Origin of the sequence: Pseudomonas sp. UBA5706 (assembly GCF_002419965.1) — a bacterium.
GTDB lineage: Bacteria > Pseudomonadota > Gammaproteobacteria > Pseudomonadales > Pseudomonadaceae > Aquipseudomonas.
Map to the genome: position 1 here is coordinate 63,377 of NZ_DIHC01000062.1, position 20,820 is coordinate 84,196.

Annotated in this window: 19 protein-coding genes and 2 pseudogenes; 9 read left to right on the top strand and 12 right to left on the bottom strand. The window is 53.2% G+C overall.

The genetic code is table 11. The annotated features are described in order from the left end of the window. The first annotated feature begins 9 nt into the window (after positions 1-9). Both arcC and B3I26_RS28265 read left to right on the top strand, forming a co-directional pair. Positions 10-939 (top strand): carbamate kinase, encoded by a 930-nt coding sequence (gene arcC, locus B3I26_RS28260; RefSeq protein ID WP_296262710.1) that lies wholly within the window; start codon positions 10-12, stop codon positions 937-939. Between the two features lie 62 nt (positions 940-1,001). Continuing rightward, a complete protein-coding gene (locus tag B3I26_RS28265) occupies positions 1,002-1,364 on the top strand; it encodes a DUF5064 family protein (protein WP_296262711.1) in 363 nt (120 codons plus the stop codon). Between the two features lie 184 nt (positions 1,365-1,548). On the opposite strand, the gene yidD is transcribed toward B3I26_RS28265, so the two are convergent. After that, positions 1,549-1,755 (bottom strand): membrane protein insertion efficiency factor YidD, encoded by a 207-nt coding sequence (gene yidD / locus B3I26_RS28270; RefSeq protein ID WP_296262712.1) that lies wholly within the window; start codon positions 1,753-1,755, stop codon positions 1,549-1,551. After that, positions 1,752-1,994: a DUF4177 domain-containing protein gene (locus B3I26_RS28275; protein WP_296262713.1), complete on the bottom strand. Its 243-nt coding sequence runs from the start codon at positions 1,992-1,994 to the stop codon at positions 1,752-1,754. Before B3I26_RS28275 ends, yidD begins: the two co-directional genes overlap by 4 nt. Before the next feature lie 262 nt (positions 1,995-2,256). Between B3I26_RS28275 and B3I26_RS28280 the strand changes: the two genes are divergently transcribed. Beyond that, positions 2,257-3,150: a hypothetical protein gene (locus B3I26_RS28280; RefSeq protein WP_296262714.1), complete on the top strand. Its 894-nt coding sequence runs from the start codon at positions 2,257-2,259 to the stop codon at positions 3,148-3,150. A gap of 124 nt (positions 3,151-3,274) precedes the next feature. Here the strand turns inward: B3I26_RS28280 and B3I26_RS28285 are convergent, their stop codons facing one another. From B3I26_RS28285 to B3I26_RS28300, 4 genes are all read right to left on the bottom strand, one after another. Beyond that, positions 3,275-4,054 carry a site-specific integrase gene (locus B3I26_RS28285; protein ID WP_296262715.1) on the bottom strand — a complete coding sequence of 260 codons (780 nt, stop codon included), beginning with the start codon at positions 4,052-4,054 and terminating at the stop codon, positions 3,275-3,277. A gap of 1,644 nt (positions 4,055-5,698) precedes the next feature. Next, the gene (locus B3I26_RS28290; RefSeq protein WP_296262716.1) at positions 5,699-6,202 is read right to left on the bottom strand and encodes a hypothetical protein; all 504 of its coding nucleotides are present in this window, start codon (positions 6,200-6,202) and stop codon (positions 5,699-5,701) included. A 36-nt stretch (positions 6,203-6,238) separates the two neighbouring features. Then, entirely contained in the window at positions 6,239-8,410 is a 2,172-nt protein-coding gene (locus B3I26_RS28295) for a DotA/TraY family protein (RefSeq protein ID WP_296262717.1), read from the bottom strand. Then, on the bottom strand, positions 8,407-8,733 hold the full coding sequence (locus B3I26_RS28300; protein WP_296262718.1) for a hypothetical protein: 327 nt from the start codon (positions 8,731-8,733) through the stop codon (positions 8,407-8,409). Before B3I26_RS28300 ends, B3I26_RS28295 begins: the two co-directional genes overlap by 4 nt. Positions 8,734-8,995: 262 nt before the next feature. Here B3I26_RS28300 and B3I26_RS28305 point away from each other — a divergent pair, with 262 nt between their 5' ends. From B3I26_RS28305 to B3I26_RS28320, 4 genes are all read left to right on the top strand, one after another. After that, entirely contained in the window at positions 8,996-10,006 is a 1,011-nt protein-coding gene (locus B3I26_RS28305; protein ID WP_296262719.1) for a hypothetical protein, read from the top strand. Between the two features lie 409 nt (positions 10,007-10,415). Further along, on the top strand, positions 10,416-11,105 hold the full coding sequence (locus B3I26_RS28310) for a GNAT family N-acetyltransferase (RefSeq protein WP_296262720.1): 690 nt from the start codon (positions 10,416-10,418) through the stop codon (positions 11,103-11,105). A 5-nt stretch (positions 11,106-11,110) separates the two neighbouring features. Then, positions 11,111-11,296: a hypothetical protein gene (locus tag B3I26_RS28315; protein ID WP_015062139.1), complete on the top strand. Its 186-nt coding sequence runs from the start codon at positions 11,111-11,113 to the stop codon at positions 11,294-11,296. Positions 11,297-11,724: 428 nt separating this feature from the next. Continuing rightward, positions 11,725-11,964 (top strand): hypothetical protein, encoded by a 240-nt coding sequence (locus tag B3I26_RS28320; protein ID WP_296262721.1) that lies wholly within the window; start codon positions 11,725-11,727, stop codon positions 11,962-11,964. A 423-nt stretch (positions 11,965-12,387) separates the two neighbouring features. On the opposite strand, the pseudogene B3I26_RS28325 reads toward B3I26_RS28320, so the two are convergent. Both B3I26_RS28325 and B3I26_RS28330 read right to left on the bottom strand, forming a co-directional pair. Beyond that, a pseudogene (locus tag B3I26_RS28325) lies at positions 12,388-12,512 on the bottom strand (6-hydroxy-3-succinoylpyridine hydroxylase); the annotation flags it as partial. A gap of 197 nt (positions 12,513-12,709) precedes the next feature. Further along, positions 12,710-13,006, bottom strand: a pseudogene (locus B3I26_RS28330) (tyrosine-type recombinase/integrase); the annotation flags it as partial. 182 nt (positions 13,007-13,188) lie between these two features. Here B3I26_RS28330 and B3I26_RS28335 point away from each other — a divergent pair. Both B3I26_RS28335 and B3I26_RS28340 read left to right on the top strand, forming a co-directional pair. Continuing rightward, positions 13,189-13,434, top strand: coding sequence for a hypothetical protein (locus tag B3I26_RS28335; RefSeq protein ID WP_296262722.1), 246 nt, complete (start codon positions 13,189-13,191; stop codon positions 13,432-13,434). Between the two features lie 167 nt (positions 13,435-13,601). Further along, positions 13,602-14,102: a GNAT family N-acetyltransferase gene (locus tag B3I26_RS28340; RefSeq protein WP_296262723.1), complete on the top strand. Its 501-nt coding sequence runs from the start codon at positions 13,602-13,604 to the stop codon at positions 14,100-14,102. 673 nt (positions 14,103-14,775) lie between these two features. On the opposite strand, the gene B3I26_RS28345 is transcribed toward B3I26_RS28340, so the two are convergent. From B3I26_RS28345 to B3I26_RS28360, 4 genes are all read right to left on the bottom strand, one after another. After that, entirely contained in the window at positions 14,776-16,842 is a 2,067-nt protein-coding gene (locus B3I26_RS28345; RefSeq protein ID WP_296262724.1) for an ATP-binding protein, read from the bottom strand. Next, positions 16,832-18,331: an ATPase domain-containing protein gene (locus B3I26_RS28350; protein WP_296262725.1), complete on the bottom strand. Its 1,500-nt coding sequence runs from the start codon at positions 18,329-18,331 to the stop codon at positions 16,832-16,834. Before B3I26_RS28350 ends, B3I26_RS28345 begins: the two co-directional genes overlap by 11 nt. 229 nt (positions 18,332-18,560) lie before the next feature. Then, positions 18,561-20,156: a histidine kinase famiy protein gene (locus B3I26_RS28355; RefSeq protein WP_296262726.1), complete on the bottom strand. Its 1,596-nt coding sequence runs from the start codon at positions 20,154-20,156 to the stop codon at positions 18,561-18,563. Positions 20,157-20,219: 63 nt separating this feature from the next. Next, positions 20,220-20,582, bottom strand: coding sequence for a response regulator (locus tag B3I26_RS28360; RefSeq protein WP_296262727.1), 363 nt, complete (start codon positions 20,580-20,582; stop codon positions 20,220-20,222). Positions 20,583-20,820: the final 238 nt, after the last annotated feature.

Genomic DNA, 20,820 nt, shown 5'->3' on the forward strand with positions numbered 1-20,820 from the left:
ACATTACCCATGCGTATCGTCGTTGCACTGGGCGGTAACGCCCTCCTGCGCCGTGGTGAACCCATGACCGCAGATAACCAACGGGCCAACATCCGCATCGCTGCTGAACAAATCGCCAGGATCCACCCTGGCAACGAGTTGGTGATTGCCCACGGCAATGGCCCGCAAGTGGGCCTGCTGTCGCTGCAAGCGGCAGCCTACACCCAGGTTTCGCCCTACCCGCTGGACGTGCTGGGCGCCGAAACCGAAGGCATGATCGGCTACATCATCGAACAGGAACTGGGCAATCTGCTGGATTTCGAAGTGCCGCTTGCCACGTTGTTGACCCAGGTTGAAGTGGACGCCAAGGACCCCGCGTTCCAGCACCCCAGCAAACCTATCGGCCCGGTCTACTCCAAAGCCGAAGCCGAAGCACTGGCCGCGGAAAAAGGCTGGGCCATCGCGCCCGATGGCGACAAATACCGTCGCGTGGTCGCCAGCCCCCGACCTAAACGGATCTTTGAAATACGCCCGATTACCTGGCTGCTGGAAAAAGGCAGCATCGTCATCTGCGCCGGTGGCGGCGGCATTCCGACGATGTATGGCGAAGACGGCAAGCTTCAGGGTATCGAGGCGGTGATCGACAAGGACTTGTGCTCATCCCTGCTGGCGGGGCAACTGGACGCCGACCTGCTGGTGATCGCCACCGACGTGAAGGCGGCGTTCATCGACTTCGGCAAGCCGACTCAAAAAGCCATCAGCCAGGCCCACCCGGATGAAATGGAAAAACTCGGCTTCGCCGCTGGCTCCATGGGCCCCAAAGTCCAGGCTGCCTGCGAATTCGCCCGCCTGACCGGAAAACCTGCGGTGATCGGTTCGCTTTCGGACATCGAAGCCATCGTTCAAGGCTGCGCCGGTACACGTATCAGCACGGCGCAACAGGGCATAAGTTATTTGTGATGCCCTTGGCGGGGCAGGGACCTTGCCTGCCCTTCTCCCAGGTCCCCAAAGGAGACACGGCTATGGCCACATTTGAGCCAGGACACCTGCACATTGAGCGCCACGCCCTGAACAAGGACGACTACAGCTACAACCTGTGCATCGACTATGAGGTCGTCCAGGATCCCAAGGCAGGCAAAGGGATGCTGTTCAAGATGCATGGTTCGGTGCAGGACAAAGACCTTAAGGAAGAATTCTTTCTACCCAAGGATCAGGCATTCGACTTTGCCCGGTATGCCACGTATATCGCTCAGAGCTACGGTCTGCCGAAAATCGCGGTATTGAACGGCCAGATGCATAAGCAATACGACCTGATGTTTGAGGACGTACGCCATCGTCTGGATGTGAAATCGGGCGACCCCGTAGACCCGGCGCATCTGGAGTAGCGGTGTCGCCCAAGCTCAGGCAGCAGGAGCGCGATCAGGCTGCGGCTACTCGATTGCGAACCGACTCAGATACTAGAGAGCTTGTCTTGTCACTTGAGTTTGGCGTCGATCACTAAAGCTCATGCCTGCAGTCGTACGAGCTCTCCCGCAGTGATGTGGTTTGTTATCCCAGTCATGCGCGAGATCATGGGAGATCCTGCCCGCCATTAGGGTACCGGCACCTGCAGATGCGTCCGGCTGCCTTAAGGCAGCCATTCGCAACGCCATGCTTTTCGATGGCCTTGATCGCGTAGTTAGAGCAGGTCGGTTCGAACCGACATGCGTCTCGCAATCGGGCTGGTGCAACTCGCTGATACCAGCGAATTGCAGCGATGGCGAACCCCTTAATCACCGCAGCTTGCGCAAAGAAATGACATAGTAGTGGCTCAATACATCTTTCTTACCCAGCAACGCATCGAAGCACCCAGGCTTGACCGAGACACCAATAGTATCGATTCGATAAAACTCCCAACCATCCTCCGCATGAGAGTTCACTACGTTCTGTAGATAGGCCGCTGCCTCATTGCCGCGCTGTTCCTTTGCTCGAACCTCAATGTTCGGCGGTACCTGAACCATTTTGTAGATATACATCCTTGATAACCCTGCAAATGCCTGCATTCCCTTGAACACAAATCGCCGCTGCTTTATAGCTCGGCTGATGTCGGATGAACAGCGTCGACAGCGCCTTGATCTTGATCCCGGGTGCACAGCGAAGCAGATCGGATGGCCAGTAGGTTTAAAGCTATCGACAATTCGTCCGATAGTCTCAAGGCACGACCACTGTCTATGTTGACGAGTCGCCCTTGGGCATCAGCGTTTCGTGGGCTTTTCATTTGCGAGTAAAGGATTACGCATGCGTACCCTGTGCAAAATTTGGCTGTCCGTGTTCCTCTTCGGGATGATCTTTTATCTCCCTATGTATATTTTTTCGAACAATGCATTAAGCGCTGTCGAAGAGCTTACCCCTAAAGATCTGATTCCTCTGACTGGCATTCGCGGCCAAGATCCGGCACGTAAGGAAAGACTTTTGGCTAGCATCGGCGTGGACACAGGCATGGAGCTTGAGGATGCGCTTGAGGACAATAAATCGCTTACTCACGTAGATATTCACTATCTAGAGTCCGCGGATGCCAATAGGATTTTTGCCGCTACAGGCATGAAGGTTGTGGAGGCCAGCGCAGAAATGGGAGGTGGAAAGCGCCTAGCTATGCTGTTTTCTGTAGTTCCCAAACGTTTCTTACGCGATTGGGCTGCAGTCACAGGAATACTCGGTGTACAGGTGTCGGACGGGAAACACACTATCAACATGGTCGACGACCCGTCTGATGAAACCTATATCTGGGCTCTATTCGAAAAGTCAGGGAAAGGTGGGAGTGAGTCGGTACAGCGTCTGACTAATCGTTTCGACTTGGCCGTAGCAGGTATCAAGGAGCGTGAGCGCAGTAAAAACCTTGAATCGGCGGCGGCCCGACCTCTCTCACCTGCACCATCGACATCAGGGAGATTTGAAAGCAACACTGCCGCGGGTAATCCAAGCAAGGAGAAAATCGTGATTTTTCAATTCGATGGTCAGCCTGCCTACTGTGCTGATGAAGGGGCGGATGGCCCTAACTGTCGTGGTGACGGATCATCATTTATCGGTCAGGGAACTTACAAAGACCATATGGATGAAAACAGCGCGTTATGCATCGCTGGTGAGGTCGGTTGCACGCTACCTCAGTACTTCCCTGCGGACCTGCGCGGCTAATAAATCGGTCTGTTAAGCAGCCAGACCTATAAAAAAATCTGGCTGCTTAGGCGGTTGTCGCGCTGCTTAAAGACGCTCCCATCGGGTTGATCGCGCACTCGTGTCACCTTATAACGTCCAATCCTTATGCCAGCTTGGCCGCCAGCTCCTCAGCTGTGATGTTGTAATAACGCTTCAGCATGTTCACCTCCCGATGCCCCGTCACGCTAGCAAGCTCAATCAAATTCGGCAGCTTGGTCGCAAGCCGACAGGTCGCTTCGTGCCGCAGGTCGTGGAAGCGCAGATTGATCAGAAAGTCTTCCTGAGGCATTACCTGCGCCACTTCGCAATCTCCCAAGTATTTCAGCCTGGCTCGCTCCAGGCCTCGCACAAAGGCCTTTTTGAGTGCATCAGCCGTGGTGGGGAAGACGCGACCGCACAGCGAGCGTGGCAAATCCTTCAGCAGATGAATGGCCTTTGGTGAAAGCGGGACGGTTCTGGGCAGTCCGTTCTTGGTTGCAGGCAGGTGCGCGGTTCTACGTTCCAAGCTCACATGCTTCCAGCGCAGCTCGAAAATCTCGCCTCGGCGCATGGCTGTCTCAATCGCGAGTTGGACGATGGGCCGTATCCATGGATTGTGAGAAGCATCGGCGTAGGTGCCGTCAGCACGTCGCTCACGAAGCTCTAACGCGCCGAGCATGTATTGCTCTTCAATTGCGTCAAGCCGTCGCGAGCGCTCGTCGTTGTAGCTGGGACGGCTGACCATCCTGACTGGATTCTCTGCCATATGAATGCCCCACTCACGTCGAGCGACCTCGATCACGCATTGAAACAAAGCCAGCTCACGCTTCACCGTATTGCCCTTGCGGATCTTCAGGCGCTCGTCACGGTAGCGGGCAAAATCTGAGGAGGTGAGGGTAGCCACGATGCGCGTCGCGAGGGGATGACGCTTGAGCGCTTCCAGGCGTTTGATTTCCCAACACGCGCCTTTGTGCTTCGAGCAATTTCGGAGATTTAGCGATCGATGAGTTGATGAAAGGCGGTGCGTTCAGCCTCGACCCGAGAGACAAAGATGCCCCGGTCGATTTCGCTTTCGATCATGCGTGCTCAGGCTTGGGCGTCGGATTTGGTTCCGAAGGTTTTGCGCTGGGCTGGATAGCCCTTACGGCGGCGGATCTGCGCTTGCCACTGCCTTAATTAACGACTGGGCGGCGACTGCGATGTTGCCATTTCGGCTATTCCCGCCACCGCTGAAAGTGGCAGAAGCGAATTTCGGTAGGACCAGGACAGGTTTCTAGCAGTGGAGCGAGCGCCTTTTTATATAAGGGAAAGAAGATGGTGCACCTGGCGGGATTCGAACCCACGACCCCTGCCTTCGGAGTCCTAAAAGTCGACGTTTAGAATCAATACGTTAGCGGTAATTAGCTGGGAAATCAATGGGTTGTGTTAACTGGGGTTAGCGGGGTTTCGCCCCAGTTAGCGGGGCGAGTGTGGCAAATTTGTGGCACTTATGGGTATTGAGCGTGGTTTACCATTGGCATGGCTGGCTGTGAGTTATCGTATATCGCCGACATTTATGGGCGACTGGAGATCAGCTTAACGCATAGCTTGTAGGCGCTTATTTCTCTCTGCAAAGCAATGCTGTTCGTGGTCGAGATGCAGGGTCATCGTACAGAGAGTGCTGGGTTATTCAGGTCTTTACGCGATGGAGTTCCGCAGCTGTTATTCATAGCTGTGTGGCTGCGGGTTGGAGCCCTTTTTACCTATCGTATGTCTGCTGGACGACGTAGATTAAGAGCGTCCAGCTGACTATTCCACAGGCAAAAAGAAACCCCCTGGTGCGCAGTTCGGGCCAAAGCCCGTCGGAGGCGTGGAGGTTATGGTTGTAATCCAATCCTACGCAGAGGCTACAAACGCGTCAATTGACGTCTGAGTTGGCCAGCAACGGAAAAGCAAATGCACTAACCCTCTTAGACTCAGCGTTAGGCGGGAGATATCGTATACCACCAAAATCCCTATAATTGCTGCGGGTTTCCTCGACTAAGCTTGCCTAGTTCGACGGTTCGCCTGAAATGCATTTGCTAGGTATTTTTGAGGTCATTTCTGACTTCTATGGTTTTGGAGGGGCGGAAATGCACGGTGCCTTACCCCTTGAACCTTGTCGTATATCGCCGACATTTTCGTTTGTGCAGCTGTGCAGCTGTGCAGCTGTGCAGGGGGCAACGGAACAGTGCATACACTTGAAGCCTAAGGCCTGGCCCCCAACCACGAGTTGTCTCGCTGGTTTCAAAAGACGGTACGCGGATTATTTCCTTCACCTCTGCCATTGCGGGATTCTCGACCGACGGGCTCTTGAGAGCTCAGTAAATTTTCGAGCTTTGGAATCTGAGGGTGACCGTAGCCTTCTTGGGGCGGATGTTCGAACACCGGCATCTGGAAAACTCGAAGCTAAATGTCAGAATCTGCCCTGGAACAGCGTCGATCTGGGATGGCTGAACACGAAATCATTGTACTGAACGAAATCCCCACTCAACTGGGATAAAAAAACCGGGCTTAAAGCCCGGTTTTTTTATCCCATTGCGGTAATCAGCTGCGATGTGATGCGTTCCATATCGTGCGATCGCACGGGTATGGTTATTGATGGATAGTCATAATCTGTCAATCGTAATATGACGTGTTGGAAGTGCTTCCCTGAGGTTATGTCGGTGGCCCACTCTGTGATTTCTGAGAGTGGCATGGCTTTGCGGATACCGTTGTACTCGTCGATCAAGACTGCCATGCCTGCTTTTGGATCTATTCCCACGTAGCGGCGGCCCGCTTCATCAGAAATCTGCACCTTGGCTGAAAAGCCCGCCGGAGCGAGTGACATAACTATTTTATGTAGTCGCGCCGCGTAGCCACTCTTTAAGTTTTTGATGAGCCAGCTGCCTCCAAACATCCAGAAAAAGGTTAGGCAGATCAGCCCAAGCGGCCATAGGACGTGGCTATTATAAATAATTGCGATCGCTATCCAAATGATGATTAGGCCTAGCATGTTTCCTAACCAATGAGTAATCATAATTAAAAAAAGCATAATTAGCTCCGGTAATTAGTATAATTAATGAGTACATCAACCATGAATACCGTCCCCGCCACTAGGTTTGCTATTGCCCGGCTTTCTAGCTGGCACGCCAGACTTTGGTGCCATATGTTCTAGTTTTCCAGCGAAAACCGAGATGGCCTGCCGTGTACGGTCATTGTCGTCCCGGCCTACAGTAGCGGATGCCTGACCACCTACCCAGTTTATGACCTGATCTGGTACGATAAAAATTAGGTTAAAACTGCTATGAACTAAGTTCAAACACATAGAGCAATAAACCACGACGGAAAATAGAGCGCTGAAAATTCCTGTTATGGAGTCATACTGAACATTCGCTATGGCTATTCCAAATAGGTTGTTCAGTAGCGTACCGCCCGCAACCACGATAGCCCCGCCCAAGAAAAATCCGACAACCATCAGTGTGGGTCGAAACATGCAATTTAAGAGGAAGAGATAACCGTGGGCCGTTCGCTGCCCCATACCGTCACCTTCACCGCCAAGATGGGTAAAAGCCCAAAGCGGTGCTGCGATTATTGCCTCTCCAACGACAACAAGCCAGTTGATTGCTGCGCCAAACCAAATAATGAAAGGCGTCATTGGCAGGTATACTGATAGAGTCGCGCCTAGCAGAAACAATGCGAAGATCGCCATTATGATGAATGGGGACATTGCGTCAAGTAAACCCTTGCCAGCATCCAATCCTCCTGAGAAGAAGTTTACAAACTTTGTTGTTAACCCCACAGCGCTATTGCCATCGGTAACTCTTTCCAAAGCTTTTAAACCGCCGTATGTGGCTACTGCCACTTCGGCTGTTCCCATGAGAGTGTCACCAAGGTTCTTCATCTTGATGAGCGGGTTAAGCTGACCGCCTTGCTCTCCATTGAAGTTAACATCCGTTACCAGTGATGTTGTTATTTTCTGCATTGGAGCAAAAAGGTGGCTCATCACTTTGCTTGTTTCAGTTCCCTGAGAGCCGTTTGCGCCCAAAGGGTTTGCATTGGTGTTTGTACTCTTTTGCACCGCGTAGGCGTCCATCGCGCTTTGATAAAGGTTGACGACAGCAGGGTCTCCACCCGATGAAGGGCCGTATGAGCCAGCTTTGGCGGCAACGGCATCAGTCAGTTTCGTATTGGCTTGGGCAAATGTTTGATACCAGGCGCCTAGTGACCACCACCCTGCCTCTGTGATGCTCGTGCTCATCTGATTTGCGAGCGCTTCAATATCTCCCTGCTTAGTACCGACGCTTTGGTTAACGGTGATTTCGTAAGCCTGAGCGGCGGACTGGATCACCCCTTCGACATCCGAAATATCTCCAGCACCATTCTTTCTCTGAACAACTTCATTAACGAAGTTGAGAGCGGATTTGGTGATCGTATTTTGCATTGCCACCAAAGCGCCGAGATGCGCCTTACGGATTTGTGAGGTATCAATCGTGGTGGAAAACCAGTTTGTCGATGATGACTGGGCTTCGAGATCCGCATTGATATCGGCTCCACCACATATGAAGCTTTTGTTTTTTAGGGTGAAACCGGAGCTTGTCGGCACCTGCTGGACGTAGCCGCCTTGTGTGACAAGTCCGCCTTGTGCAGCAGCCTCGGCGAGACCGGCGTTTATGCCGTGCATGCAGATATTGGCCTCAAACAGACTATGGGCAAGCTGGAGGGTGCTGGACATGGCCGGTTGCACCACCATTCCTTTCCCATCTTCAAAGGCACTAATGGCGGCATCTGTACTTAAATTGGCAATACCTATGCCCATAGTAGATGCGGACCAAAGCATAAGCAGTTGCGAAAGAGACCACCCGTTTGCGGTAGGTACTAAAGAAACCAACCCCCACACTATTCGTACAGGTCCCCAGACCGTTGTATTTTGCTTGTCGAACACAGCGCCATCGTGAGCCGTGCGAGTTAACTTCCGAAAGATGATATAGCAGGCCCATAGTGACCCAACGACCAGGAGAGCGCCGTTAAGTACTTGAAATATGCTGGCTAAAATAGTATCTACGCCGCCAGCCTCGCTGGAGGCAAGGGGGTTGTTAACCACGTCGCCATAGATAGTTGCAAGAGCTTGGCGGGACAAATCGCCAGTTTTTTTGGATGCGGCAGTTATTTCACCAATTGTGGTGCCTTCCGCAAACACAGGCAACACAACAACACAGGAAAAAACAAAGGCAATAAAAGAAAGCAGTCTGGATAGTTTCACTTGTCTGCAGCCTCCGTTTCTGGGAATTCCCGCTTAATTTCCCAGTTGAAGACATGAAGCCACCAATGCTTCCGCTGGTAATAATCTCGTGGTGATTTCCCTGGGTTTCGGAGCAACCAGAGATTGCCATCTGCCGCGAGTGCGCACCCAACAATTCCTAACGTCATCACTGCCCAAATCATTTTGTACTTCAGCATGACGAATACGTAAGGCGTTGCGAATGGCCACCCAAATATTAAACCGATGGTTGAGAATAAAACAAAAAAAAGTATCACTCTTTTGGATGTTTTTTGATCCTTTATCAATTGCTCGCGATTTTCCATTCTTGTACCCCAGTATTGGAAGCAGGCCGGTATAGATACCTTTATTTTAAGTTTCCTATAGGTCGTTGTACAAGAATATCTAGAATAGATATTTCTATCGTTACTGTGTTTTCGTATGATTGCAATGTACGGAATTTAGATGCTCTAAAAGCGCCGAAATTAAAGGGGTTTATGAGGACTTGATTTTTATTCTTATTTTGTACTCATGTCATAGTATAAAAAATCGTTAGCAGCCAAAGGCGTAATGCCAAGGGGGGGGGCAATGACAAAAGGGACAAAACCAGGGCAGTTTTCGCCGGTATCGCTTGAAGCACTGGAGCTGATCGCTAACGCAAAAAAAGACCCTCGCTTGCTACTGGCGTATTTAGGGTTGGCCAGGCATACCACCATGAGGGATTTAGACGGCCGTGGCCCTAATATGCTGACGGGTGCCGGTGCGGAGAAGGTCAGGGTGCTGACAGGCTGTGGAACGCCTATGGCCACAGGCATAGTTAACGCCTTAGCCAGCCTGGGGCTGATCAAGAAGCCAGCAGCAGGGTTACCACCCAATCAGGCCCGATGGGCGATGCAGCACCAAGGAACTGTGAATATTCCTCACGCCCTGATAGATGGGATAGGGAATGCGGATGGCATTGGTCGCTTATTGAAAGAAGGGGCCGCTGATGAGGTGGTCGTCTGCGCCGTTATGCTGCTGATTAACTGCTATGCAATGCACGATCTAGAAATGTTCGGCGGAGTTGATTACCAGCAAATATGGCGACATTGGAATCATATAGTCAGCCCAGAGGGTGAAGGTTTTCGGGTGACTGCTGAGCCTACCAACGACACAGCCTGTACAAAATTTATCAGCAAGATAGTCGGTAGCATGGGCGACCAGGTAAACGGCAAGGATGCCAGTAACGTTTTCTGGAAGGCCTTCGATCTGCTGAGAGGTACGGGCCTTTTTTATGAGGTTGTGACCTCCATAAGCATCGACGGTGAGAGTACTCCAATCCGTGTTAATGACTTCCACGCCGTTGGGGCTGATTCATCTCTGCTAGAGGCCGCGTGTGGCCTTGGCGTTGGATTTTACGTGCACAAGGATAACAATCGTTCAGAACCTGAAGGCTGCTGGTTTTATCTGCCATCAGATCCAGAGAAAGTGATCGGTATCTGGCGGCTCAGATTCCGGTGCGCAACACCGGAAACAGCCAGGGGAGTCGCACTTGACTGGTCCAGAGTGGACGAGGCTGTTGCTGCTATGTGCGCGAAAGGCGTCCTATACTCTGGCTAAACTCAGGGTAAGTGACATATAGGTAGGTTGAGTATATACGTAGGATGACTGATATAAGTCAGGAAGACAGATAGAGGTAAGAAGGATTAGATACAAGTCAGAGTGAGCTGCGCATGGCTTCAAAATCAAAAGCGGGTAATCAGTGCAGGGAAACACCACAGTTTTGTGTGCGGGCAGTAAGATCTAGGAAACACCGATGACTCCAGTGCTTTACCTGCTTTCTGAAGCTGTCCAGCCCGAGAAACAGAACGACGAGCACCGTATTGTGAGGAGGCAGGAATGTGGCTGGGAGACCGTTGCGTGCCACGAGCCACTCTGACTTGCCCGACTGACTGATAGGACATTCCGACTTGCAATGGGGACGTTCACTGAACGCTTTACCAGTGCAGCTCCGACACGAAGGAAAAATATGCCGACATATTCTCTGCACATCACTCAACCTAGTGAGGCTGTTAAGCATCAGGTCGCAACGATGACGGGTGCTTATACGGCCGATCTGCACAGGTACGACTTTGCAGGCATGGTGCCCGTTAATTTGCTTTTAGGGTTGTATCAAAACCTTCTCGCTTGGGAGGTTATGTCGTATCTCGATCGCATCGGTCTTCGGCCCGAAGCCCCAACAGAGCTCATTACAGCGCACGGTGTAGACCATTCGGTTATTGGATATGTGCTCTACCTTCCGGTACCAAGCCATCCAGACACCTGCGGGCTAACGTATATAGTTGTTCATCATCAACACCGCGGGCTTGGTATTGGCAGAACGATGATGGAAAAAGTGATTGCACGGTATCCTCATGTCGAGCTTACGTGCACACCGGCCAAAGTCGCTCTCTACCAAGCTATGGGCTTTCAGATCGTTGATTCGGACAACACGCAAATTGTGATGAATACCCGAAATCATAGCTGCGAAGGATTTGTGGCCTTGCAAGACGTATCGACGCTCTATGAGTCGAAGCAGGCGCAGGAGCCACAGATGAAATTGTTCGATATGCACGGTGAAGGTGCAGTTTTCAAAGATCGCAAGCGTTTGAAAAAACACATTGCTGAGGCGACAAAAAAAGCGAAGGCGTTTTACCAAGCCAACGGAAAAAATAGGTGAAACTGATGAACAAAGGAGATATCAAGCAGCGCCTTCAGGCGCTAGAGGAGCTGGTTCAAGAGATGGCCAATGTTTTGGATGAGGGTCCAGAAGATGCTCCGCTAGCATTTTTTGAAGCCTGTGAGGACGCACAACTTCAGATTACTCAGCTTATGCGCGCCACCTTTCTTGCAGTTCAGATGAAGCCGTAGTGTGTTTGCCCGTTAAAGACTAAAAAGCCAGGTTCTTCCGCAAGGGCGCCCGCCCTTACTTGGCGTGCACCGCGCCGACGATGTGGAAGGCGCTTTGGCGATCCTGCTTGAGCATTTTGGCCTAGTCTATCCAGTATAGCTGCGGTGACCGTAATAAATGCTTATCGAGGCTGTGCTGGTACCGCGCTCTAGCCGCCGTATACCTGGCTCCAGATCGCTGAGTTCACTTTCGGACACCATCGCCTTTGGCGGTGGGGGGCAGGAAGATGTGTTGGTTGGCCGGTTACATTGACAGTGATGCTTGCACCGGTCTGACATCCACGGCGGTACGGATGTCAGTGCCTGGGGCTGCAGGTGATGCCCCGAGCGTCCCAGTGTAGATTGTGAGAGGCGCGTATAATGAGAATTACACCACTGAGGTACCAGCTATGCGGAAATCATTGATTGATTTTATGGGTCAAGGAACTGCATTCAAATTGATGGAGGATGCCGTATTGCAAGCTATTGAGGAAAGTCAAAGGCTTGGTCCGGCTGATAACACTGAGGCGGCTCAACCCGTAGGCGGTGTATTGTGCCAGATTGAATCTGGCAGAAAAATTCCTCTGATTGCAGGTGGAGTTGAACAACTAGCATCTCGAACTCTCAGCAAACAAGTCCCTATTGCATGAAGGAGCTCGAACTAAGGATGGTGGTTTTGCTCGGCATTCAACTCGGGTGCCTACAGATTCGCTGCGCTTGATGACCAGGTGAAGATCAGCTGATCACCGATCGAGTCTCGCGGCTCGACTCTGCTGCAAATAGCAGCTGAACTATGCTGTAAGGCGGGGGAGCCTTAGGGCTAGGATAATGACGTTCACCAACGCGTGGACCCCTTGTCCTTGAAGAACTGGGGATAGACGAAGCGGGTTTCCGTAGCAATGTCATCTGAAGTGACAGGATGCTGAGTCTGTAGCGCATAGCCTTCGGACGAATCGGTCGTGGTCTGAACCGTGGTATGAGCCACTACCCCCCGGCTTCCACCCCACACCAGCACGCACTAGCCAGTAGGGTTGAATTCCAGATGCGAGCCTCGTCATCGCTGACTAGCATCGCAAGATGTGTCTTTCGAAGAGAAGCATCAGATCCAGCCATTTGTGAGGAGTGCCTCGCAAACAGCGTAATAGAAGTTGTATCCGTCGATATAGATGCGGGTGCGCAGACGCTCAAGCTCAGGCATTCCATGCACTTCCCGGGCTAGAGAAACGAAAAAACCGGCTAGCGCCGGCTTTTTCCCCCTCGAACCAGATGGTCAAGCCACACCGGTCATGAGGGTTAGTTGTTGTGAATGATCATGTCGAAAGGTGACTGATGCGTCAACCGAAGGTCGTCCGAATCGCATTACGAACAAGTGAATGAATACCGAAGTGAATGCGGTCAACAGTATTTCACCTTGAAGGTAGGTGAATCCTCTGGCCAGTTCTCCCGCCTGTCGTAGATCTTTATAATACTGATGTTGGAATGTCCGAGCCACGCCTGGACCTTGGCGATATCGGCTTCATGCTCCAGGGCATTGGTGTCTGCGATGGCTCTGAGGCCATGGACACCTAAGCCGTCTAGTTCAATCCCGGCCTTTTTTGCGTAAGCCGCCACCACTGTGTAGATGCCGTTGGCCGTGATGCCTGCACTGGTCAGCTTACCGCGCAATGGAATGAACAGCGGCATCTTCCTGTCCGGAGATGCATCGGCTGCATGCCGCCATCAGCGGCTACAGTCAGGCGTTGCTGGACTGCGGCATGATCAGTGCCGCGCGGAAAAACGTATTGATAGCTGAGGCCGATGCGGAGCTGGGACGCACCGGCGGCACCCTCCGCCTTGTGGCCTGAGTGGCCGCGCTTGGGGAAACCCTCTAAGCCATGCCGATGACGCCTGAGCGCGTGACCCAGCGTGTAGCGCTGTTTATTGAATCGATCCGCTATGGCGTCAGCCATTCGCTGGCCGAGCACCATGCCGCCCTGGCGCTTGAGTACATCGAGTACGCGCACGCGCTGGGCATCTCAATGCCACCCGCTTTCACCTGCTGGATCGCCGTCAATGACGCAACAGATGCTTGGCAACCCAAAGTCGAAGAAGACGGCCGGCCGCTGACACCGGCGGCATAACCGCCTTACGCACAGCGGGATTTCTGTTAAACCGCCCGGCTATTTTCATATAGTGGCTATGTGGCAAAGAGTGATCAGATTTTGTCAATTTTGCACGGCGGATAGAAGCTTCAGGGGCCTAGGGCCCACCCCCTGCAGAGGTCCAGAACTTATGAGAGGAAAGGGCGGTGACTGCCTCCAACATTCGTATTGATCGTTATGCGCAAGGTGATGAGCAAGGCATCGTCGAGATGATCGTGCTCATTCAGAGGGGGGAGTTTGGCATCAACATTTCGGCGCAGGATCAACCCGATCTGATGGAGATCCAGACGTTCTATCAGACCGGCGCGGGGGATTTCTGGGTGGCAAGGTGTGAGGGGGGAGTGATTGGCTCGATCGGCTTAAAGGACATCGGTAACAGTGAGGCGGCATTGCGCAAGATGTTCGTTGCCGCGCCTTGGCGCGGCCGTAAGTACGGTGTGGCACGGCAGTTATTGGAATGCTTGCTTGATGCTGCTCAGCGGCGAGGATTGAAGCGGATCTATCTTGGGACGACAGCGAATTTTCTGGCGGCCCATCGATTTTATGAAAAGCACGGATTCGAGCTTGTCGAAAAAAACGCGTTGCCAGCGAGCTTTCCGCTGATGGCGGTTGACACGCGATTTTACGTATTGCGTTGCCAGTGCTGAGCTTTGCTTTCAAAGAGCCGAATATGTTGCGTCGAGCCCGCCCACGACCTGCTTACCAAGTCCGGCCGCCATCATCTTTCGATGCAGTTGGCCGGATCGAACAGCACCCATTCGTCTTCGCCCATCATCTGGATTGCTCGCAGCGAGCCGTTCGTAAACTAAGTCGGTATTCTTCGACAGCATCGCGAATGTCGAGCCACCCGGTATAGCTCAAATCGCCCACAGGCCGCTCGCTGACATCCTGGGTGCAGACACCGACCAGACGGCCTGAAGTCGTTAGCTCGTATCGGCCTTGCGTGCATTTGAGGTCTGTCGTCTGGAAGTTGCAGCCTTTGCGTCCGTTTGGCAGGCGGTAGCTGAAATGAGTTCGTCGAACATTCCCATAGGTTTCCCCTTAATATTCTAAAGCTCAGATACGGCAAGCGCATGCTTCCGGATATGGCGATCAGGTTCCCAGCGATTGGTGCAACACGCGGTGTACAGGGAGACTTGCCCCGGGATTGAGAGTCATGTTGCGGGTGTATAGCGAGTTCGAGGATGAATCCTGAATTGAAAAACTGCGGGAGGCCTCGGCTGTATCTCGCGGCGCTCGCGCCTGTAACCTTGGCAGGCCGGGAGAGCGACCATTTTGTGGCCCGCCTGCCTTATAGTTTTGTAGGGCTCTGGCCACACGCTAACTGTGTTCGAGCATGTTCGATACCTGGCTCGCGAGCGACTCCAAAGCAAACGGCTTTGTCAGCAGCTGCATATTGGGGCCCAAAAAATGAGACCTTGCCAAGGCGTCCTCTGCATAGCCTGTTAGAAACAGGACTGGCAAGCGCGGCTTCAGTTGCTGAAGAATTTCAGCGAGTTGACGGCCATTCATTCCTGGCAAACCAACGTCGGTCACCAGCAGGTCGACATTTCCCAGGTCATTGAAGAGAGCTAGGGCCTCCTCGCCGTCCCGTGCAATATAAACCTGGTAGCCAAGCTCAGTTAGTACTTCTCCATTGATCAGGCGCACCGAATCATCATCTTCTACCAAAAGAATGGATTGGCCATGCCCTTTGCTGATTTCCGAGGAAGCCATCGATTGCTCCGCTTCGACGTTTTCACGCTCTGGCAAGCAGATCGACACGGTTGTCCCCACCCCAACCGTGCTTTCAATTGAAAGGCACCCGCTGCTTTGATTCGCAAAACCATACACCATCGAAAGGCCCAATCCCGTACCTTGGCCGATAGGCTTGGTCGTGAAAAAAGGCTCGGTGACCTTATCAAGAATATCCTTGGGGATACCACAGCCCGTGTCACGCACTTTTACGCATACGTGTTGAACAGAACTTCCTGGTATTTCACCCTCGATGCAGGTCGCAATTGTTAACCTCCCTCCGTGCGGCATCGCATCACGCGCATTAATGACCAGGTTGAGAACGGCGTTCTCCAATTGATTGGCGTCTGTAAAAACCCAGGGTTCTTCCGGGCACAACTCAAACTGGATGAGGACTTGTTCCGCGACGGTTCGCTGCAGCAGATCGGTGAGTGAATGGATGAGTGCGTTGACCGAAACCGGCTTCTCGTCCAGGGACTGTCGACGGGAGAATGCCAGCAACCGATGAGTCAGCGAGGCGGCCCGCTGGGCTGATGTCAGGGCGGCATCCATGAATCGTTCGACCCCCTCCAGACGCCCTTTGCTCATCCGCAGCTTTATGAGATCGAGCGCGTTGATGACCCCTGTGAGCATGTTGTTGAAGTCATGAGCGATCCCGCCAGTCAACTGACCCACGGCTTCCATTTTCAACGATTGCCGCAATTGCTCTTCGGCACGCTCACGCTCTGCACTTTCGGCTTTGAGCTGCTCCATTGCAGCACTCAGCTCTCGTGTTCTTGCTTCAACCTGAATCTCAAGTTGTTCATTGAACCTGCGCAAGGTGAGCTCAGCTTGCTTCTCTTCATTGATGTCGACGATGACGGAGGCGGCACCAATGATGGAGTGTTTTTCGTCGTATAACGGGACTGCACTGACACGCATCCAGGATTCCTGACCTTCATCCAGGCGATGATAAAAATCCACTGCCGTCGCAGTCTCTCCCCTTAAAGCCCTGGCGCCCGGAAACATGACGGGTTCAAGGCGGTTACCTTGCGCGTCAAGGCCTACCCATTTCGAAGCGCCATCTGGCTGTCTGGAGGGGATAATGTCCTGCGGTACATACCGTCGGTACAAGGGATTGCTGACGAGCGAGGCGCCTTGCGTGTCCATGAAGCACACCCCGACAGGAATGTTCTCCAGCAAGGTGCGCAATCTACCCCTTTCTTCAGCCAATTGTGTGAGGCTTTCCCGCATCTCGAACTGACGCATGCGCGATCGCCAGGCGGCGGCAACCGTGCTCAGCAACGAGGCCGAGCTGAGAGGGCGTTCAAGCACCATGACATGCCCCGCGGCTTTGGGCAGCCTGCCTCTGGCCATCTCGGTGTCTCGTCCAGATCGGCCTTTGTTTGAAGCGAGCAGAATGATGGGGATCTCAGACCAACCTGGTTGAAGATCCAAGGCCCTTTCGAGGCTGAGCACATCCCCCTGTAGGCACTCCTCAGTAAGGATCACCAGGCCAGTGTTTTCACCTACAGCAGCTGAAAGGTCAGCAATATTGTGGTGAATTTGAAGCGGGTAATGATCTCCAAACAGTCTGCTGAGACTGATTGCATCGCCTTTGAAAGGAGCCACAACCAGCAGGGTCTTTCCCTCAGCAAATCGCTCAATTTCCACGCTGTCGCTCTTCCATGAGGGGAAGGTCGTCACCAAAATACTCTGGCGTTCCAGTCAACACGCCACGGAATTTGACCAATGGATCCCCGACACGCACACCTTTGGAGTCGATGCGAAGCTCTCGAATCGCATCCTCATGGGCGCCGCTGCGATGTTTCAGGACCGAAATAGCCTTGCGAAGCCGGCCCTGCGCTTCGAAAAAGCGAATGAGAATGACAGAATCTGCGACGTAGGAAATATTGAGATTGGTTGACATTGATCCCACTAAACCGTGCTGCGGATTGATCAGGAAGGTCACAACCCCAAGCTGGCTCAAATAGGAAAGCAGCTCGTGCATCTGCAGGATCAATTGTTGTTCCTGCGGCATTGCGGCCATGTAGCCGTTGAGACTGTCGACGACGATCATGGTGCTTGCACGCTCCTCAACCTCGTTACGCACTCGCCACGCGAATTCGCCAGGTGAGATTTCGGCAGGATCGATTTGCTGAATGACCAACCGACCACTCGATACGTGATGGCTCAAATTCATGCCCATGCTGTCGCCACGTGAGAGCAGGGTAGCGATCCGCTCATCGAACTCATAGATCGTGCAGTTTTCGCCCCTGGCGCAGGCAGCTGCCAGATACGCCAGGGCTATGGTGGTCTTGCCGGATCCGGCAGGGCCTGTAACCAGCGTGCTGGTACCTCTCAAGGGACCGCCCACTAACAGATTGTCCAGTTCCGTAATACCGCTGGCCACTGGCGTGGCATCGAATGGAACGTGACGCCCGGCGGCAATCAGTCTCGGGTATACCTCCAGGCCACCTTTACGAATGGTGAAGTCGTGGAAACCTGCGACGAAGTCAACGCCTCGTAATTTTTGCACCTGAAGCCGTCTGCGGGCAGCACCGAAGTCCAGGGTCTGCCGTTCAAGCGTGATGACGCCATGGCACAGGCTATGAAGGTGGTTGTCGCGCTCGCCATCGGAGCCCGTGAGATCGTCCACCAGCAGAACGGTGATGTCGCGCCCGGCGAAGTATTGCTTCAAAGCCAGCACCTGGCGTCGATAGCGCAGGGGGTCTTGAGCCAGAAGGCGCATCTCCGAGAGACTGTCGAACACAAGCCGCTTGGGCTGGAGTTTATCAACCCGCTGCTGAATCAACCTGATGGTGTCTCCAAGCTCGGCCTCCCACGGATGCAGGATCGACTGCTGGTACTCATCGCCCAGCACTCCCTCCGTTGAGGAAAACTCGAAAAGGTCGATGCCTTCCAGCGACCATCCATGTGAGCGCGCGACGCTGTCAAGCTCCTCGCTTGTTTCTGAAAGCGTGATGTACAGCACCGGATCGCCACGCCTGACGCCATCCAGCAGGAACTGAAGACCGAGCGTGGTTTTGCCTGCCCCGGGCGTTCCCTCAAGCAGATAGAGCCTGTTGCTGGGCAGTCCCCCCCTGAGGATCGAGTCGAATCCAGCATTGCCGGTCGAGACCAGCGGACGCAGTGGGGGCATATTTCTAACCTCAGAGGAGCTGTGTGTGGGCAAGCGGCTTAAGTATGAGGTTGTCGAATTCCCGCTGCTACGGAATGTCAGGTGCTTCGCAAAATAAGTTGAACTTCCTGACAGGTTTGTACCCCCCCCCCTAACCACGGATTTCTTCTGTGAAGCCAAGCATGCGCCGACGGAATCTACTGCAGTTTGCCGCTAACGGAGCATTTTCTTGAAAAGGATCGGTGAATCGTCAGCTAACTCCATTAGGGCCTTCCAGCACCTGCCGTACCTTCTTCGCCAGGTCGGTGGGCACGTACGGTTTGGATATCACATCAAACTCGTTGCCCCCCGCATCCGTACGCTCTAGCGAGTTCTCGGAATAACCAGTTGTCAGCAACACCTTTAAGGTGGGATAAAAACGCTTGGCTTCCCGGGCCAGCATCACACCGTTCATTCCACCAGGCATGATCAGGTCGGTAAAAAGCAGATCAAATTGTTCTCCCTTGAGAATGGCAAGTGCTTCCTGGCCGCTGTAGGCCAGTCCGCACGTATAGCCGTATTCTTCCAAGACCATCCTGGCCAGTTCCGCGACATCCGGACGGTCTTCTACAATCAAAACCCGTTCTCGTCCTGATGGCTCGACGATCGCCTCCATGACAGGCAGGGTGTTGAGCTGGCTGTCATCCACGGGGAAATACATACGAATCGTTGTGCCAATGTCCTCTTCGGAATAAATCCGGGCTGTTCCTCCGGATTGCTTCATGAATCCGTACACCATGGAAAGCCCTAACCCAGAGCCCTTTCCCTCGTCTTTGGTGGTGAAGAAGGGGTCCATCACCCGGCTGACGATGGAGGCCGGCATACCAGCGCCGTTGTCAGTAATAGCTACGCTGACATAACGCCCAGGCATCAACCCGTCATATGAGGTTGACGCGAGGTTCTGGATTTGTACGTTCTTGGTCTCCATGGTCAGAAGTCGCTGCTGCCGTGATTCCATGGCATCACGAGCATTAATGAATATGTTCAGCAACGCGACCTCTGTTTGGGTCGTGTCCACCCTGCAATTCCACAGATCGCTTGCCAGAGCCAGCCTGATGTCAGTACCGACCAACGTGCGCTCGGCCATCTCCTGCGATGAGGTGATGATGGCATTAAGGTTCACCACACGGCCCTGAAGCTTCTGCTTGCGCGAAAAGGCCAGCAGCTGTTGAGTGAGCGTTTTCGCCCGTTCAGCAGCGTCTCGTGCGTTACCTGCGCTGCGCAGAATCCGCTGCTGATCGTAATGCGGTTTATCGGCGGTACGCTGGATCATATCCAGATAGCCAATCATCACCTGCAGCAGATTGTTGAAGTCGTGAGCGATGCCGCCCGTGAGCTGGCCCAGCGCTTCCATTTTCTGAGCCTGGCGCAACCCGTCCTCGGCATCACGCCGGCGGCTGACATCCAGCTGCGAGGCAAAGAAATAGATCAGCTCACCGGACTCGTTGTACACCGGCGAAATAAAAAGCGCGTTCCAGAAGGCCGAACCGTCTTTCTTGTAATTAACCAGCTCAACAGCCACTTCCCTATTGGCAGCGATGGCCTCACGGACCTGCTTGACGGCAGCGGGATCGGTTTCGGGCCCCTGCAGGAATCGACAATTGGAGCCCACGATTTCATCGCGGCTGTAGCCGGTCATGTCGATGAATGCGTTGTTCGCGAAGATTATCGGGTTATCAGGCCGCTTGGGGTCTGTAACGATCATCGGCATGCGCGTGGTCTCCACGGCAGCGAAGAAGATGTTGTGATCTGATCCGCTGATGTCTCCGGTGGAGCTATCGTTTACACGTGTTGGGTGACTCGCCATCGCTGCTCCGGCCTGTATCAAGCAGTACGCTATCTGTGAATAGTCTGTATATATGAACAGTCTTTAATGCTGTGGTGCAAGTTTTTGACAGATCGCATGCAGTTGATCGATTTCAAACGGCTTGGGTAACCAGTGCACGTGATGGCCAGCCAGTGATTCAGCGGTTGAGTGGTAGCCGGAGGCGACGACGACGGGCGTCGAAGGCTGAAGCCGCTGAACCCGCTTGACCAACTCAATGCCATCGATCTCTCCTGCCATCTGCAGATCCGTAATCAGTAGCCGCGGAGGATAGCCGCAGCTTTCGATAAATCTCCAGGCAGCATCGGCATTGCTGAAAGGCGTAGCCGTGTAGCCATACATTTCCAGAACGTCGATTACCAGATTCAGGATCAGGCGCTCGTCTTCAACAACCAGGATGGAGTCCATTCGCAGTAGCTCTACAGAAAATTGTTTCTGCTACGACAGAATCTTCAGTGGTTGATTCGTAATAATCGAGTGGAACTTGCCGCCCGGTGTGCGGCCATTCGTATGCAGGGCAGTCGCTCAGCGTCATCTTGTTTGAGCGCTTTAGGACGTGTGAGATGGGGGGGACGGTGGCAGGGATTCGGCTGTTCCCAAGGGCATCTTTTATTGCACGTCGCGGACGAAACTTTCTGGCTATTAG